General features: G+C 62.1%; 14 protein-coding genes and 1 tRNA gene. 4 read left to right on the top strand and 11 right to left on the bottom strand.

Annotation, left to right across the window (positions count from 1 at the left end; all coding sequences use genetic code 11):
* Window positions 1-73: 73 nt before the first annotated feature.
* Window positions 74-883 (bottom strand): AraC family transcriptional regulator, encoded by an 810-nt coding sequence (locus EI969_RS27255; protein ID WP_160390451.1) that lies wholly within the window; start codon window positions 881-883, stop codon window positions 74-76.
* Between the two features lie 165 nt (window positions 884-1,048).
* Here EI969_RS27255 and ddlA point away from each other — a divergent pair, with 165 nt between their 5' ends.
* Window positions 1,049-2,143 (top strand): D-alanine--D-alanine ligase, encoded by a 1,095-nt coding sequence (ddlA, locus tag EI969_RS27250; protein WP_160390438.1) that lies wholly within the window; start codon window positions 1,049-1,051, stop codon window positions 2,141-2,143.
* Window positions 2,144-2,171: 28 nt separating this feature from the next.
* Here ddlA and EI969_RS27245 read toward each other — a convergent pair whose 3' ends face one another.
* From EI969_RS27245 to ggt, 3 genes are all read right to left on the bottom strand, one after another.
* Window positions 2,172-2,543, bottom strand: coding sequence for a type II toxin-antitoxin system HigA family antitoxin (locus tag EI969_RS27245; RefSeq protein ID WP_160390437.1), 372 nt, complete (start codon window positions 2,541-2,543; stop codon window positions 2,172-2,174).
* Window positions 2,544-2,546: 3 nt separating this feature from the next.
* Entirely contained in the window at window positions 2,547-2,849 is a 303-nt protein-coding gene (locus EI969_RS27240) for a type II toxin-antitoxin system HigB family toxin (protein WP_160390436.1), read from the bottom strand.
* A 175-nt stretch (window positions 2,850-3,024) separates the two neighbouring features.
* Window positions 3,025-4,857: a gamma-glutamyltransferase gene (gene ggt / locus EI969_RS27235; RefSeq protein ID WP_160390435.1), complete on the bottom strand. Its 1,833-nt coding sequence runs from the start codon at window positions 4,855-4,857 to the stop codon at window positions 3,025-3,027.
* Window positions 4,858-5,021: 164 nt separating this feature from the next.
* On the opposite strand from ggt, the gene EI969_RS27230 reads away from it, so the two are divergent.
* Window positions 5,022-6,131 carry a M14 family metallopeptidase gene (locus tag EI969_RS27230; RefSeq protein WP_160390434.1) on the top strand — a complete coding sequence of 370 codons (1,110 nt, stop codon included), beginning with the start codon at window positions 5,022-5,024 and terminating at the stop codon, window positions 6,129-6,131.
* A gap of 100 nt (window positions 6,132-6,231) precedes the next feature.
* Here the strand turns inward: EI969_RS27230 and EI969_RS27225 are convergent.
* From EI969_RS27225 to EI969_RS27200, 6 genes are all read right to left on the bottom strand, one after another.
* Window positions 6,232-6,308 (bottom strand) — tRNA-Met (locus EI969_RS27225).
* A gap of 90 nt (window positions 6,309-6,398) precedes the next feature.
* Window positions 6,399-7,850 carry an amidase gene (locus EI969_RS27220; protein WP_160390433.1) on the bottom strand — a complete coding sequence of 484 codons (1,452 nt, stop codon included), beginning with the start codon at window positions 7,848-7,850 and terminating at the stop codon, window positions 6,399-6,401.
* A 60-nt stretch (window positions 7,851-7,910) separates the two neighbouring features.
* Window positions 7,911-8,957 (bottom strand): extracellular solute-binding protein, encoded by a 1,047-nt coding sequence (locus EI969_RS27215; protein ID WP_160390432.1) that lies wholly within the window; start codon window positions 8,955-8,957, stop codon window positions 7,911-7,913.
* Between the two features lie 27 nt (window positions 8,958-8,984).
* On the bottom strand, window positions 8,985-9,791 hold the full coding sequence (locus tag EI969_RS27210) for an ABC transporter permease (RefSeq protein ID WP_178120847.1): 807 nt from the start codon (window positions 9,789-9,791) through the stop codon (window positions 8,985-8,987).
* Window positions 9,791-10,711: an ABC transporter permease gene (locus EI969_RS27205; protein WP_160390430.1), complete on the bottom strand. Its 921-nt coding sequence runs from the start codon at window positions 10,709-10,711 to the stop codon at window positions 9,791-9,793. Before EI969_RS27205 ends, EI969_RS27210 begins: the two co-directional genes overlap by 1 nt.
* A gap of 15 nt (window positions 10,712-10,726) precedes the next feature.
* The gene (locus EI969_RS27200) at window positions 10,727-11,845 is read right to left on the bottom strand and encodes an ABC transporter ATP-binding protein (RefSeq protein WP_160390429.1); all 1,119 of its coding nucleotides are present in this window, start codon (window positions 11,843-11,845) and stop codon (window positions 10,727-10,729) included.
* Between the two features lie 226 nt (window positions 11,846-12,071).
* Here EI969_RS27200 and EI969_RS27195 point away from each other — a divergent pair, with 226 nt between their 5' ends.
* The gene (locus EI969_RS27195; protein WP_160390428.1) at window positions 12,072-12,977 is read left to right on the top strand and encodes a LysR substrate-binding domain-containing protein; all 906 of its coding nucleotides are present in this window, start codon (window positions 12,072-12,074) and stop codon (window positions 12,975-12,977) included.
* 15 nt (window positions 12,978-12,992) lie between these two features.
* On the opposite strand, the gene EI969_RS27190 is transcribed toward EI969_RS27195, so the two are convergent.
* Window positions 12,993-15,050, bottom strand: coding sequence for a methyl-accepting chemotaxis protein (locus EI969_RS27190; RefSeq protein WP_160390427.1), 2,058 nt, complete (start codon window positions 15,048-15,050; stop codon window positions 12,993-12,995).
* 334 nt (window positions 15,051-15,384) lie between these two features.
* On the opposite strand from EI969_RS27190, the gene EI969_RS27185 reads away from it, so the two are divergent.
* A complete protein-coding gene (locus EI969_RS27185; protein WP_160390426.1) occupies window positions 15,385-16,602 on the top strand; it encodes an MFS transporter in 1,218 nt (405 codons plus the stop codon).
* Window positions 16,603-16,629 lie beyond the last annotated feature (27 nt).

Below are 16,629 nucleotides of genomic sequence, written 5' to 3'. Positions count from 1 at the left end.
ACAGCTCTCGCGGTTGTTGGTGAACCCACGATAGCCAGCGGCTCGATGCGCTTCTTGTACGATTGTGCGTGGCTCAGCGGCGCTGCATCTTCATCCAGCGGGCCGGAGACAGGCCGTAGGTTTTGCTGAATTGCCGAGTCATGTGGCTCTGGTCGGTGAAGCCGGCGATCAGCGCCGCGCTGACCAGCGTCTGCCCCTGAATCAGCAGCGCGCGGACCATGTCCAGGCGCCGCATCGTCAGGTAGCGATAGGGGCTGGTGCCGAACAACAGGCGAAAATCCCGCGACAGGCTCCAGCGATCCCGGCCACTGTGCTGCGCCAGTTCATCCAGGGTCACCGTGCGATCAAGGGCGCTGTGGATGTATTCCCGGGCGCGCTGCGCAGCGATGTAGTCGAACCCAGAGCGTCTGGTCGGGACACCGCCAACCGTGCTCAAGGCTTGTGCCAGATCGAACAGCGCGTCCTGCTCTTCCAGTGGGTCGAGCGGGCAATCCAGGCTGCGCAGCAGCGCTCCCGTGGCGGCGAACAGACGGGGGTCGTTCGACAGCCCGGTCTTGATGAACGGCAGCGGCTGACCGCCGAGCATCTGCTGGATCAGTGCGGGTTCGATGTACATCATCCGGTACTGGAAACCGGACTCGGTGCCGGCCTCGCCATCGTGGGCTTCGTCCGGGTGCAGCACGATCGTTTTGCCCGGCAGGCTGTGACGCCTGCCACCGCGATACTGAAAACTCTGCACCCCGGCCAGGGTGTGGCCGATGGCATAGGTGTCGTGGCGGTGAAGGTCGTAGCCATGGCCGGCAAAAAACGCCTCGAAACGCTGTAGCCCGCCGACATCGGGCGCGCGATGGAACCAGTCATTGCGGGGCAGTTGCTTGGCCATGGTGATGATCGTCTTAAGTTTGTTGCGCAACACGGTAACCCAGCCAACGGTTCCCTGTCTTCTGATCGGATGGCGGTTTGCCCGCTAGAAAACCAAGGGCAAATACTGCACTGTGGGGCGCATTCGCTACAGGTCCTTTTTTATTTGTCAGGATGAGGCCAGGTCATGAGCAAGTTGCGCGTGGGGATCATTTTCGGGGGCCGTTCGGCCGAGCATGAAGTGTCGTTGCAATCGGCGAAAAACATTGTCGATGCGCTGGATCGCTCGCGTTTCGAACCGGTGCTGATCGGCATCGACAAACAAGGCCATTGGCACCTCAACGACCCGTCCAACTTTTTGCTGAATCAGGAAAACCCGGCGCTGATTGCCCTCAACCAGTCCAATCGCGAATTGGCCGTGGTGCCGGGCAAGGCCAGCCAGCAACTGGTGGAAACCTCCAGCCAGGAAATGCTCGGCCACGTCGATGTGATCTTCCCGATCGTCCACGGCACCCTGGGGGAGGACGGTTGCCTGCAAGGCTTGCTGCGCATGGCCGATCTGCCGTTTGTCGGCTCCGATGTGCTCGGCTCGGCCGTGTGCATGGACAAGGACATCAGCAAGCGCCTGCTGCGCGATGCCGGCCTGGCCGTGACGCCGTTCGTTACATTGACCCGTGCCACGGCAGCACGCACCGGCTTCGCCGAGGTTCAGTCCAGGCTCGGTTTACCATTGTTTGTCAAACCGGCGAACCAGGGCTCGTCCGTGGGCGTGAGCAAGGTTACCGACGAGGCTGAATACAGCGCAGCGGTGGAGCTGGCGTTGAGTTTCGATACCAAGGTATTGATCGAATCTGCCGTCAGCGGCCGTGAGATTGAATGTGCGGTACTCGGCAATGAAGAGGCCATCGCCAGCGGTTGCGGCGAGATCGTGGTGCGCAGCGGGTTCTATTCCTACGACAGCAAATACATCGACGACACCGCAGCAGAAGTCGTGGTGCCGGCCAACATCAGCGCCGAGGCGAGCGAGCGCATTCGCGCCCTGGCCGTAGAGGCGTTCCAGGTGCTGGGCTGCTCCGGCCTGGCCCGCGTCGACGTGTTCCTGACCGACAGCGGCGAAGTGCTGATCAACGAAATAAACTCGCTGCCCGGCTTCACCCGCATCAGCATGTACCCGAAACTGTGGCAGGCCACCGGCATGACCTACAGCGAGCTGGTGACGCGCTTGATCGAGCTGGCGCTGGAAAGGCACCAGGTTCGGCAGGAGTTGAAGATCAGTCGTTGAGCGGAGTTCTGGCAACAGCTGAGCCCGATCAAACGTGCTTGACCGGTTTGATCAGGCTCTGGGCGGGTATCCCGAATAGCTCGTGCAGTTTCCAGATCATCGGAAGCGTCAACGCTCGTTTGCCATTGAGTACTTCATAAACACGATTTGTGCGGCCGATGGCAGGCGCAAGATCGGCAGCGGACAACCCGGACTGCTCCATCCTGAACTTGATCGCATCGATAGGATTGGGTAAGTCGACCGGGAAGTGCTTCGACTCATACGATTCGATCAGCGTAATCATGATGTCAAAGTAATCTCCCTCGGGAGTGCCAATTTCTGGTTCATTCTCAAACAGTGCAGACACGCTCTTGAGAGCGGCGCGGTAATCCTCTTCGGTGTGAATCGGGCGAATGTTCATGGGTTACTCCATTTCGACGTTATCAGCGTCGACTGCGTCGTACTGCTTGTGAGTTCCGACAAATTTTATGTACACGGCGCCAAAGCGATAGGCCACGGCGACTATCAGTCTGAAATCGTTACCCTTGATGTTGAACACGACTCTGCGGCTTTTGAGGATACTGGCTGTAGCGAAGTGCAGCTTTATGTCGGTAGGTGTTCTCCAGGCTGCATTCCTTACCTCGTCAATCCAGGCCAACAAGGGTTGTTCCGCGCTCGGGTATCTCTCCCAAAATTGCTTCAGATGACTGATGGCGATGATTCTCATGGCATGATCCTAGTCCCAAGGCGGGACTGATGCAAGTCTGTGGAGGCGCGGAAACTCTAACCAGGACGCAATTGTTTGTGGGTAGGAAAAAGCAGCGGGATCGAGGCGTCCTGGACTCTTTATCTATAAAAAAGGCCTACCTACCGGTAAGCCATTTTTCATTCCAGCGTACGAATTAATCCCCCTGCGCTTGCCCTTCACGCCGTGGATCGGCCCCGCCTGTCAGCGACGCTTTGCCTTGCGCGTCCTTGACCCGAACAATCGCCTGGGTGCCGCTGGTCATGTCGATCTCGCTCACGCTGTGCCCTTTGTCCTTCAGCGCCTGAATCAGCGCGGGGCTGAACTGGCCCTGTTCCAGTTCGGTGGGGCCATTGCGGCTGCCGAAGTTGGGCAGGTTGATGGCCGCCTGGGCATCGAGGTTCCAGTCGAGCAGGCCGATGGCGGACTTGGCCACGTATTCGATGATTTGCGAGCCGCCGGGGGAGCCGACAGTCGCGAGGAATTCACCGCTCTGGCGATCGAAGATCAGGGTTGGCGCCATGGAGGAGCGCGGGCGTTTGCCGGGTTCGACGCGGTTGGCGACTTTCTGCCCGTTCTCCTCGGGGATGAACGAGAAGTCGGTCATCTCGTTGTTGAGCATGAAACCCTGAACCATGATGTGCGAGCCGAACGCTGACTCGATGGTGGTGGTCATCGACACGGCGCCGCCCGCGTCATCGACGGCCACCACTTGCGAGGTGGAAATCCGCAGCGGCGAACGGTCCGGCGCGTAGGCCACCTGAATGCCCGGTGGAGTGCCGGGTTTGGCCGTGCCCATGCTGCGCTCGCCGATCAGGGAGGCGCGGCTGGCGAGGTAGGTCGGGTCGACCAGGCCCTTGACCGGCACGGGTACGAAGTCGGTGTCGGCGACGTACTGTGCGCGGTCGGCGTAGGCCAGGCGTTCGGCTTCCGAGATCAGGTGCACGGCTTGCGGGTCGGGTTCGATGCCAGCCGGGGCGGTGGTCTTGACCGGTTTCAGCGGCGCCAGCGCCAGGCGCTTGTCGCGAGCTTCCAGGGCTTGCAGGGTCCCGAGGATCTGCGCCACGGCGATCCCGCCCGACGACGGTGGCGGCATGCCGCAGACTTGCCAGCGCTTGTAGTCGGTACACAGCGGCGCGCGCTCCCTGGCCTGGTAATGGGCGAGGTCGCTCACGGACAAGCTGCCAGGGTTGACGTGCCCCTGCACCTTGGCCGCGATTTCTTCGGCAACCGGGCCTTTGTACAAGACATCCGGACCTTCGTCGGCGATGCGTTTGAACACGGCGGCCAATGCCGGGTTCTTCAGGTTCGTGCCGACGGCTTTGGGGCTGCCATCGGCATTGCGAAAGTAGGCCATCATTTCCGGCGAGCGCGGCATGGACGAATCCGCGGCGATCAACTGGTGCAGGCGCGGCGAAATGGCAAAGCCTTGCTCGGCGAGCTGGATGGCCGGCTCAAACAGCTGCGCCCAGGGCAGGCGTCCGTGTTTTTGATGGGCCAGTTCCAAAGCGCGCAGCACACCGGGTGTACCCACCGAGCGACCACCGATCTGTGCCTCCTTGAAGCCCATCGGTTGCCCGTTGGCTTGCAGGAACAGCTTCTCGGTGGCGCCGGCCGGGGCGGTTTCACGGCCGTCGTAGGTGCGCACGGCCTTGCCGTCCCAGAGCACGATCAACGCACCGCCACCAATGCCCGAAGACTGTGGCTCGACCAGCGTCAACACCGCTTGCATCGCAATCGCGGCATCGATGGCCGAGCCGCCCCGGCGCAGCATCTCCCGCCCGGCTTCGGCCGCCAGCGGGTTGGCCGCCGCGGCCATGTATTTCTCGGCGTGCTGAGTCTTCAGGTCGGTGCGAAAGCCCGAAGCGCTTTCCGGTGCGAGCGGTAGCGTCGGCACCGTAGCGTTGTTGCAGGCGGCCAGGTTCAAGGCACTGGCGAGCAGAAGCAGGGCAGGCAGGCGATAGCGGCGCAAGGGGAGGGTTGAGAACACGTGGGGCACTCCGTCCGTTGGATCTGGGATCAGTGGACTTTATCGGCCGACCGGGAGGGACGCAAACCGGGTCCAGGGCACCGATGTTTTTGTCCTTCATCAATCGCAGGATTTTCTGTAGGGTCATTGCCACAGGCAGGCCAGAAAATTTACAAGAGGCAGACATGCAGACCGAGTTCCCCACCCAGCCGAGTTATCGCACTCAGCGCGAACAGTTCCTGGCGGCAGCGACTGACGCAGGCGCAACGCTGACAGAGTATCCACACCCGCTCACAGGACCGTTCGGCGAACAACTGAGCACCGACGTGGCGGTGCTGGGTGATCCGGGCGCCAAGCGGTTGCTGATCGCGCTGAGCGGCACCCACGGGGTCGAAGGCTTCTATGGCTCGGGCTGCCAGATCAAATGGCTGCAAGAGTTGGGCAAGCGCACCCTGCCGGCGGATGTCGCCGTGGTCATGATCCACGCCATCAACCCCTGGGGCATGGCGTGGTTGCGTCGGGTCAACGAAGACAACATCGACCTCAACCGCAATCACCTGGATTTCCAGCGCCCGCTGCCGGACAACCAGGCCTACAACGCCCTGCATGCAATCTATGCCTGCCCGCAGTTGCACGGCCCCGAGCGTGAGCGTGCCGATGCCTTGCTCGACGAGCAGATTCGCCTGCACGGCTGGCCAGCCGTCATGTCGATCGTCGAGGGTGGTCAGCATGCGCATCCCGACGGTCTGTTTTTCGGCGGGCTGGCGCCGAGCTGGTCGAACCGCATGCTGCACCAAATCATGCAAAAGCATATGGCCCATGCCGAGGTCGCCATGTGTTTCGACTTGCACACGGGGGCGGGCGAGTACGGTCATCCGATGCTGTTGACCATCACCGAGTCCGCCTATCCGGCGCTGCCCGATGCGCAGGCGATCTATGGCCCGTGGCTCTACAGCCTGCAAACCGGCGCCGACACTGTCAGCGAAACCGGCGTGGCCGCGACGGCAACCGGCTACACCTCGCAGGCGTTGATCAATGCGCTGCCACAGGTTCGGCTGATGCCTTTCGTCATCGAGTGCGGGACCTATCCCGGGCCGGACGTTCACCGGCATCTGCGTGATGACCACTGGCTGCATCTGCACGGTAATCCGAATGACGCGACAGGGCGCGGGATCAAGTTGAATCTGCTGGAGCAGTTCTACCCGGCGGACAGCGATTGGCAGGCGATGGTCTGGCTGCGCACATGGCAGATCTGGGAGAAGGCGTTGTCGGTATTGCCGACGGTTCGCCGCTGATCGAGGCGCGTATGCGGTGCAGGATTTCCCTGTCACCGCAGCGCACTTTTTTCGAGGCATAAAAAAACGGCCTACCTTGCGGTAAGCCGTTTTTAGTACTTGGTGGCTACACAGGGACTTGAACCCCGGACCCCAGCATTATGAATGCTATGCTCTAACCAACTGAGCTATGTAGCCAAGTGGCGCGCATTATTCACCGGTAACGGGGATGCGTCAAGCATAAATCTAAAATATTTCTCTACGCTTTCAACCGTTTATCAAAATCTCTCATCCAAGCAGTGGCGAAGGGCAGCGCTGGAACCAGCGGCTGGCCTGTTCGTACGCGTGGGCCAATTGCAGGACGGCGAAGTCGGCCTGGTGTCTGCCGATGATTTGCAGGCCCATGGGCAGGCCGGTGGCGTTGAAGCCGACCTGTACGTTGGCCACCGGGCAGCCGGACAAGGTGCCGGGAATCACCACCTCCATCCAGCGGTGATAGGTGTCCATGCTCACGCCTTCGATGGAGGCGGGCCAGGCTTGGGTCTTTTCGAACGGGAACACCTGGGCGCTGGGCAGCAGCAGGTAGTCGTATTTTTCGAACAGCCTGGAGATCGCTCGATACCAGTCGCTGCGCGTCACCGACGCGGCAAACACGTCGGTGGCCGAGAGTTTCAGACCGTTTTCCACTTCCCAGCAGGCTTCCGGTTTCAACAAGGCGCGCTTTTGCGGGTCGGCATAGGTCGCGCCCAATGAGCCGGCAACCATCCAGTGACGCAGCGTGCGCCAACTGCTCCACAGCTTCTCTGGCGCGAATTCGGACTGAACGTGCTCGACGTTGCAACCCAGACTTTCGAAATCAGCAAAGGCCTTTTCGCAGAGCGAGAGGATGCCTTTTTCCATCGGCAGGTAGCCGTTGAAGTCGCCGAGCCAGCCCAGGCGCGTGCCTTTGAAGTCCCGCTCCAGCGGTGCGGTAAAGGCACTTCCGGATTCGGCAATCGACAGCGGCGCCCGCGCATCGGCCCCGGCCTGCACCGACAGGAGCAACGCCGCATCGCGCACGCTGCGCGCCATGGGGCCTTCGTAGCCAAGTTGGTCGATGAACAGGTCGGCGCTGTCATCGAAGGGCACACGGCCCTGGGACGGACGGAAACCGAAGATGTTGTTGAACGCGGCCGGGTTGCGCAGCGAGCCCATCATGTCGCTGCCGTCGGCCACCGGCACCAGGTGCATGGCCAGCGCCGCCGCCGCGCCGCCGCTGCTGCCACCCGCGGTCTTGCTCGGGTCGTAGGCGCAACCGGTCGCGCCGAACAGCGGGTTATAGCTTTGCGAGCCGAGGCCGAATTCCGGGGTGTTGCTCTTGCCGATGATGATCGCGCCGGCGGCCTTGATCCGCTCGACCATGATGCCGTCGCGCTCGGGGATGAAGTCCTTGTACAGCGGCGAACCCAGGGTGGTGCGGATGCCTTGGGTCAGGGACAAGTCCTTGATGGCGTGGGGCAGTCCGTGCATCCAGCCACGGTATTGGCCTTTCGCCAGCTCGGCGTCGCGGGTATCGGCCTGGGCCAGCAGGTCTTCTGGCGCTTGCAGGCTCACCAGCGCATTGACCTGCGGGTTGAAGCGTTCGATATGGGCAAGATAAGTCTGCATCACTTCCCGGCAGGAAACCTGGCGCAGGCGGATGCGTTCGGCGAGCTCATGGGCCTGCAGCAGGACCAGTTCGCTGATGTTGTTAGAGTTCATTGCAAGCGGCCTTTCAGACGGCTGGAAAAACGCCCCGCCATTGCGTCGGGGCGGTGGCGATCAACGCATCAGGTTGGTCCAGAGACGGTCGGCCAGGCGGATTGCGCCTTCGCCGCAGGTCTTGCTGAACACCACCGGAGTACCTTCGGGAATGTGCAGTTCCGGCGCGTCCTTGAGGGCCGCGTCGAGGAAGGGTTCCACACCCTTGATCGGGCTCTGGTGCTTGAGGAAGTTCTGGGTCATCGCCGCGTTTTCAGGCTGGCTGAGGAACGCGATGAAGGCCTTGGCGTTCGCCGGGTTCTTGCTGCCGGTCGGGATGACCATGTTGTCGACCCAGGCCAGCACACCTTCTTTCGGGTACAGGTATTTCAGGCTCGGTTTCATCTCGCGGGCGCGCATCGACGAACCGCCCCAGAAGGTCGACATGTCGATTTCGCCCGAGGCGAGGTTTTCGCGGATCGAACCGGCCTTGGAGCTGTAGGTCTTGACGAAGGGTTTCTGCGCCTTGAGCAGGGTCAGGATCTGCTGCATCTGCTTCGGGTCTTCGCTGCACAGCGGGATGTTCAGGTACAGGCTGGCCATGTCCACCACGTCGCTGACCGAGTCGAACATGTTGATTCGCCCTTGCAGCTCGGCCGGCGGCTCGTAAAGCACCTTGAGGCTGTCGGCAGGGCCCTTGTAGCGCTCGGTGTTGAGCACCACGCTGGTGGTGCCCCAGATGAACGGCACGGAATAGGCGCCTTCCGGGTCCCAGGTGGGTTTTTTCAGGTTGTCGACGACGCCGGCGTAGTAGGGCTCGTTGACCGGGTCGAAACGCTCCAGCAGTTTTTCCTTGATCAGGATCGGCACAAACTGGTGGGACGGGATTGCCACGTCATAACCGGCACCGCCCTGTTTCAATTTGGCCAACAGGGTTTCGTTGGAATCGTAGGAGTCGACGGTGACTTCGATGCCGGTCTGCTTCTGGAATTTGGCGAGAATCTCCGGCGAAAAGTAACCGCTCCAGCTCACCACGTTGAGTTTTTCTGCGGCCTGAACGCTGCCGGCCATGGTCAGCGGCAGGGTCAGGAACAACGATGCGCCGATGCTTTTAATCCACTTGCTCATGCTATTTCCCCACAGTACGTAGAAGGTTCAGGTTTTCTTTTTGCCCAGCAGATAAGAGAGCGTGACGAACAGCACCGAGACGCCCAGGATCAGCGTTGAGACGGCGTTGACGTCGGGTGTCACGCCCATGCGCAACAGACCGAAGATGAAGATCGGCAAGGTGGTGGTGCCGGCCTGGGAGACCATCATCGAGATCACGAAGTTATCCAGCGAGACGATGAAGGCCAGCATCAGCCCGGAGAAAATCCCCGGCATCAGCAGCGGCAGGGTGACCTTGCGGAAGGTCCGCCACGGGCCGGCATAGAGATCGGCCGAGGCCTGCTCCAGGGACAGGTCCATGTCGTTCAGGCGTGCCCGAATCGGCAGAAAGGCAAACGGAATGCAGAACACCGTGTGCGCGATGATCAGGTTGCCGTAGCCCAGGGACAGACCGATGGTGGAGAACAGCGCGAGGGTGGCGACACCGACCACGATTTCCGGCAGCACCAAGGGCAACATGATCGCGCCCATCGACAATTGCAGGCCCTTGAACTTCGCCCCCCGTGAAGTGCCGAGGGCGGCGAGGGTGGCGATGGCCGTGGCGACCATGCTGGCGCAGACCGCGATCAACAGGCTGTTGCCGGCCGCCTGGCGCAGGGCCTGGTTGGCGAACGCCGCGCGGTACCAGTCGAGGCTGAAGCCAGTCCAGACCGTGGCCGACTGGTTGGCGTTGAACGAGAACACCACCAGCACCACGATCGGCGCGTAGAGGTACAGGTAGAACAGGAAACTGAAGCCGCCGAAGCCGGGGAAGTCCTGCACGCCCAGCGTATTGCGTTTGAACAGGCCGATCATCACGCACCTCCCTTGGCGATGCGCTGGCGCTCGGCACGCAGGGCATAGACCGTCAGAACCAACATCACCGCGGCCATCAGCACCAGCGAAAGCGCTGCGCCGAACGGCCAGTTACGCGCATCGCTGAACTGCCGGAAGATCAGGTTGCCGAGCATCATCCGGGTGCCGCCACCGAGCAGTTCCGGGGCGATCATCGCACCCAGACAAGGCACGAAGGTGAGGATGGCGCCGGCGATGATTCCAGGCTTGGCGATCGGCAACACCACTTTGCGCAAGGTCCGCAGGCGTCCCGCATAGAGGTCCTGGGCGGCCTCGAGCAGGCGGGTATCCATCTTTTCCAGCGTGGCGTAGATCGGCAGCACGACGAAGGGCGCGTAGGTGTAGACCAGCCCCAGCAGCACCGCACCGTCGGTGTAGAGCAGTTGCAATGGCTGGTCGATGACCCCGAGGCCCATCAGGCTGTTGTTGATCACCCCGGTGTTGCGCAGCAGCAGAATCCACGCATAGGTGCGGATCAGCAGGTTGGCCCAGAACGGCACTGTGATCAGGAAGATCAGCAGGCCCCGACGGTGCGCCGGCTGCATGGCCAGCCACACCGCGACCGGAAAGCCGATCAGCAACGTGATGATCGTGGTCAACCCGGCGATGCCGATGGAGCGCAGGGCGATGATCAGGTAGGAGTCGGCGAAGGCCAGGCTGTCGTCCAGTTGCCGCTCGAACAACAGCGAGGTGTAGGCGTCAGTGCTGAAGACCTTGTTCACCCCGCCGTAGGGGTTGGCTTCCATCAGCGAGTAGCCGATGACGATCAGGATCGGCACGATCAGGAACAGGCCGATGGCGGTCAGCGCCGGGCTGACCCCGAGGAAACTCTGGAAGGCCCGCCGACGTTCCAGGGTATTGGCAATCGGTAAAGCGTGCATGGCAATTCCTCGTGCTCAATCGTGCAGGACGCTGGCGCTGCCCTGGTCGAACAACAGACCGGCCTGGCTGCCGACGGCGAAACGCTTGCTCTGGTCGACGCAGTTGGGGGTGCGCACGGTGAGGCGCGAACCGTCGCTCAGGCTGACCTGGTATTGCAGGTCGGTGCCGAGGTAGATCTGCGCTTCGATCCGGCACGGCAGAGCGGTCTCAGTGCTGGCTGGCACCAGATGCAAACGCTCGGGGCGCACCGACAACGCGACGCTGGTGCCGACCCGCACATCGCTGCACGGCTGCGCGGGCAGTGGATGTCCGGCGGGGCCGGCGAACCAGGCCAGGCCGTCTTCGACGCGGGTGACCGTGCCTTCTATGAAGTTGGTTTCGCCGATGAAGTCGGCGACAAAGCGATTGCGTGGGCGTTCGTAGATGTCTTCCGGACGGCCGACCTGCTGCACTTCGCCTTCGGACAACACGGCGATGCGGTCGGACATGGTCAGGGCTTCTTCCTGGTCGTGGGTGACGAAGATGAAGGTGATGCCGGTGCGCGCCTGGATGGTTTTCAGCTCTTCGCGCATGGCCTGGCGCAGCTTGAGGTCCAGCGCCGAAAGCGGTTCGTCGAGCAGCAAGACTTTGGGATGCGGCGCCAATGCGCGAGCCAGAGCGACGCGCTGTTGCTGGCCGCCGGACAGTTGCGCCGGCTTGCGGTTGGCGAAGCGCTCCATCTGCACCAAGGCGAGCATCTCGCGTACCCGTTCGGCCATTTGCGTCTTGTTCAGGACCTTGCCCATCGGGTGGGATTCAAGACCGAAGGCCAGGTTCTCGGCGATGGTCATGTGCGGGAACAACGCGTAATGCTGGAACACCGTGTTGACCGGGCGCTGGAAGGGCGGGCGGTCGGCGATGTTTTCGCCGTAGAGCAGAATCTCGCCTTCGGTAGGAAACTCGAAGCCGGCGATCATCCGCAGGAGGGTGGTTTTGCCGCAGCCCGAAGGGCCGAGAAGGGTGAAGAACTCGTTGTCGCGAATGTCCAGGTCGATGCTTTTCAGCGCCACCGGGCCAGTCTTTGGATCACCGTAGACTTTGCGCACTGAGCGGATGGATACCGCCAGCGTTTGCAGCGAATGCAGGGCATTCATGCGTTACCTCCGATTCCCCCATCGTCCGCGAGTGCTGTAGACAGCCGGGCCTTCGGACCATGGATATTATTTTTCTGGGCAGGATCGAGATTGCGTTCGGGTGTTGTAACCAGCTGTTGTTTTGTTCTGCTGTGGCTCGATTATCAGCGAGGGGTTGCGGGGGCGAAACTTCAATTTTAACATAGGGGTTGTTAAAAAATTTAACAGCAAAAGGCGCCCGGAAACCATGCCCGACCACCGTTTGCCGCCGCTCAACGCGGTACGTGCCTTTGATGCCGCGGCCCGGTTGGGCAGCTATGTCGAAGCCTCCAAGGCCCTGCACGTGACCCAGCCGGCCATCGGCCGCCATGTGAAGCTGCTGGAAGACTGGCTGGGCATCCAACTGTTCGAGCGCACCTCTCGCGGGGTCAACCTGACGGCGGCGGGGGAGAAGTACCACCGCAAGATCAGCGCCGCCTTGCAACTGATCATCGAAGCCGGCAAAGAAGCGCAGCCCAGGCATGCCGAGCGCTGGCTACGCATCATGGTGGTGCCGGGGTTCGCCAAGCGCTGGCTGATGCCGCGCATCGAGGCCATGCGGCATCTGCGCCCGGGTTTGAAATTCGCCATTGAACCCAACTCCACCTTCACTGAAGTCGACGGTAAAAGCGCTGACCTGGGCATCGTCTACGGGGTGGACGGCCAGTATGCCCACTCGCGCACCAGCCTGATTTGCCCGCGGGTGTTTCCGATCTGCTCCCCCGATTACCTGGCCAGCGTCGAGCCCATCGGCAGCCCCGCGGACTTGGTGAAACACAACCTGATCCACGTCGATGACGGCGAATGGTGGAACCTGTGGTTCGCCGCCAACGACCTCGACATCCATCTCAATTCGGACATGCTCTACGTCAACAACGACCACGCGTTGTCGGTGGCCGAGAGTGGGCAGGGCATTGCGCTGGCCAACGAAGTGCTGGTGCGCGAAGAGCTCCAAACCGGCAAGCTGGTGCGGGTGGTGGACGCGCAAGTGAAGCTGGAAAGCTATCGGGTGCTCACGCCGTCCGCCGAGCTCTCGGCGGACGTGGCGTGGTTTATCGACTGGCTCAAGACCGAACTGGAGCAGGACTTCCCGGAGGCGGTGATCCGCGCCTGAGAAGTCCTGGCGGACTCAACTCAAGCGGAAGCGCCCGGTGTTGTCGCTCAGGGCCTTGCTGCCGTGGCTCAAGGTGTCCGCTGCCTGGTTCACCGCGCGGGCACCTTCGAGCAAGCGCACCGCCGCTTGATCGACCTGCTGGATATTGCCGCTGACCTCGTCGGCGGTGCTGGCCTGTTCATCCACCGCCGTGGCGATCTGCGCCAGGGTATCGGTGACGCTCTGCACCGCACTGGCGATTTCCCCGAGCCGTTCACCGAGGCCGGTGACCGCTTGTGCATCGCTCTCTGCCTGAGTGCACGCGGCCTCCATCAGATTGACGGCCTCATTCACGGTGTGACGCAGGCTGTCGACCGTGCCGGCAATCTGTGCGGTCGACGATTGCGTGCGTTGCGACAGGCTGCGCACTTCATCGGCCACCACCGCAAAGCCACGCCCTTGTTCGCCCGCCCGGGCCGCCTCGATGGCGGCGTTGAGGGCCAACAGGTTGGTCTGCTCGGCGACACCGCGAATGGTGTCGACCACCAGCTGAATCTGCTGTCCCTGCTCGCTGACCCGGCCCAGCGCCGCTGCCGTTTCGTTCAAGCGTTGGTTGAGTTGCTGGATGCTCGCGGTGGTGCGCTGGCTGTCACGGCTGCTGTCGGCGGCAATCCGCTGGGTGTGCTGGGCACTGCCGGACGCCTGTTCGCAACTCTGGGCCACCCCTTGTGAGGTGGCGGCCAGTTGCGTCGCCGCTGCGGCAATCTGGCTGATCTGCAACTGCTGGGCTTCGACTTCGCCCAGGGCGTCGCTGGAATGATGGTTGAGGGTTTGCACCGCGTGGCTCAGTTGCAGGGTTTCGTGATCCACCCCTTGCAGGCTGGTGCGCAGTTGCACCACGGCGACGTTCAGCGCGGTGCTGATGGCCGCCAGTTCGTCCCGTCCCTGAACCGGTACTTGCAGGCTCAGATTGCCATCGCGCAAGGCCTCGGCGAGTACCGTGATGCCGCTGGCGCTGCGACGGATCGAGGCCTGCAAACAGATGAACAGATACAGCGCGGCCAACAGCAGGCAACCCAACACGGCAGCCACCACAATGAACTGGCGGATCGCCGAATCGTGGTAGTAATCCAGACGTTGGTCCAGCGACAGCAGCGACTGCTGGCGCAACGAGGCGAGGTTGGAGAGCAGGGCATCGAGACTGCGCTCGAAGTCATCCGGCTTGAGGTTGATGCTGCCGCCGAACACGCCGTCATCCAACACCTTCAGGCCAGCGTCCAGATGCTTGAGACTGTCGTGATATTGCCCGGCCCAGGTTTGCAGGGCACTGGGCAAGCGCGCTTCGAGCAGGCCTGCGGTTTTCACCAACTGCTCTCGCGCATCGCCGATGCGGCTGCGCAGGTCGCGCAGTTGCAGGCGGCTTTGCAGGGTGAACTGACCGGACACCACCGAGGCCTGACCTACCGCCGCCAGACGACCGACTCGTTCGATCAGGTCCGGTGCGTGTTGGGTGGAGATCTGCGTCAACAGGTAGGTCTCCAGCCACGGCGCCAGGGTCAGGCGATTGTCCATGGCGATCTGCTCGCGCAAGGCTTGCAGGGCGCTCAAGGCATTGGTGAAGCGATCGTAGCCATCCGGCCACCAACCGACATTGCTCAGGCTTTTTGAGTCGAGGCCGTCGAGGGCGGTTTGCAGGGCCTGATAACGCGACAGCGTTTCACCCTCGGCCGCTTCTTTTTGCAGGGCATTGCCCAGCTCGGCAGTGGCCTGGCTGACGGCGGGTTGCACCGCATCGAACGCAGCCATCGCCGCGAGAGTGGCCGGCGTCGGCTGGCGATTGGTTTCCGTGGCGCGCCAGCGGGCGGCGCGATCACGCTGGGCGGCGAGCAGGTCATCCAGCGCATCGAGCGCCAGCAGTTGCCGCACCCCGGCGCGTTCGCCGGAGATCAGGCTGAGTTTGTCGCGATAATCCTGGCCGATCATCCACAGGCTGCCGGCCAGCGGCAGGATAAACAGCAGAAACAGCAGCTGGAATTTGCGTGCAAAACCAAAACGCCCCAGCAGCCCGATCCCCGGCGATAAAAAAGCCTGCATGCCCCATGACTCCTCTGGACACCACGCACTATTGGCGTGCGTCGGCGGTTGTCGCACCGCCGACTCGTGCCCTCTAAAAAGGCCTCGAAAGTTCACCCTTGTCCGCGCTGTAGGCCGACTCTGTGGCGAAACTTCCCATTGTCGGCCTCCTTTGTAAGGAAGCCGCGTTCAAGCCGACAAAGAAGGCAAGATTCAGACCATGGCTTTGCGCCATCAAGGTTGTGGCGATGAAAAAACCAAGTCGTTAGCAGGCTAAGGGGATGGCGTTGCTGCACTGAAAAATGGCACATTGACGCACCTGCCCGTTTGTACCTCCTGTTGTCTGGAAATTCCCATGGCTATCAGCAACGCCCAGTCCGGCTCAGTGCCGGCGTCCGCTACGCCCCAAAGCAGTCCCCTGGTGATGCGCATCATCGGCGCGGTGGCGCTGGCGCATTTGATCAACGACCTGATCCAGTCGGTGCTGCCGTCGATTTATCCGATGCTCAAGGCCAACTATGGCCTGACTTTCACCCAGGTCGGCCTGATCACCCTGACGTTCCAGTTGACGGCCTCGCTGCTGCAGCCCTGGGTCGGTTACTACACCGACCGCCATCCCAAGCCGTGGTTGTTGCCGGCGGGTACGGTCTGCACCCTGATCGGCATTCTGATGATGTCGGTGGTCGCCAGCTTCCCGCTGATTCTGCTGGCGGCGGGCCTGATCGGCATCGGTTCTTCGACCTTCCACCCGGAAGCGTCCCGCGTGGCGCGCCTGGCTTCGGGCGGGCGCTTCGGGCTGGCGCAGTCGACCTTCCAGGTCGGCGGTAACGCAGGGTCGGCGTTCGGTCCGTTGCTGGCGGCGGCGATCATCATTCCCTACGGACAAGGGCACGTGGCGTGGTTTGGGCTGTTCGCGGTGTTTGCGCTGTTCGTGCTGTACCGGATCAGCCGCTGGTACGCCAACCACTTGAACCTGTTCAAGCTCAAGCAAGGCCAGGCGGCGACCCACGGCCTGTCCAAGGGCCGAGTGACCAGTGCGCTGGTGGTACTCGGGTTGCTGGTGTTCTCCAAGTATTTCTACATGTCGAGCCTCACCAGCTACTTCACCTTTTACCTGATCGAGAAGTTCGACCTGTCGGTCGCCAGTTCGCAGTTGCACCTGTTCCTGTTTCTCGGCGCGGTAGCGGCGGGGACGTTCTTCGGCGGACCGATCGGCGACAGGATCGGGCGCAAGGCGGTGATCTGGTTCTCGATCCTCGGCGTTGCACCGTTCACATTGCTGCTGCCCCACGTCGACCTGTTCTGGACCAGCATCCTCAGCGTCGTCATCGGCTTTATCCTCGCCTCGGCGTTCTCGGCGATCGTGGTGTACGCCCAGGAACTGGTGCCGGGCAATGTCGGGATGATCGCCGGGGTGTTCTTCGGCCTGATGTTCGGTTTCGGCGGGATTGGCGCGGCGCTGCTCGGGCATCTGGCGGACATTCATGGCATCGAATATGTGTACTACCTGTGTTCGTTCCTGCCATTGTTTGGCGTGCTGGCGATTTTCCTGCCGCGAACCAAGAAGGCCTGAGTAGCGGGAGACCTGTAGGAGCCGGCT

Source organism: Pseudomonas sp. PB101 (assembly GCF_009764265.1).
GTDB lineage: Bacteria > Pseudomonadota > Gammaproteobacteria > Pseudomonadales > Pseudomonadaceae > Aquipseudomonas.
The sequence above is the reverse complement of the archived record's forward strand: the minus strand, read 5'-3'. Positions and strand labels throughout refer to the sequence as shown.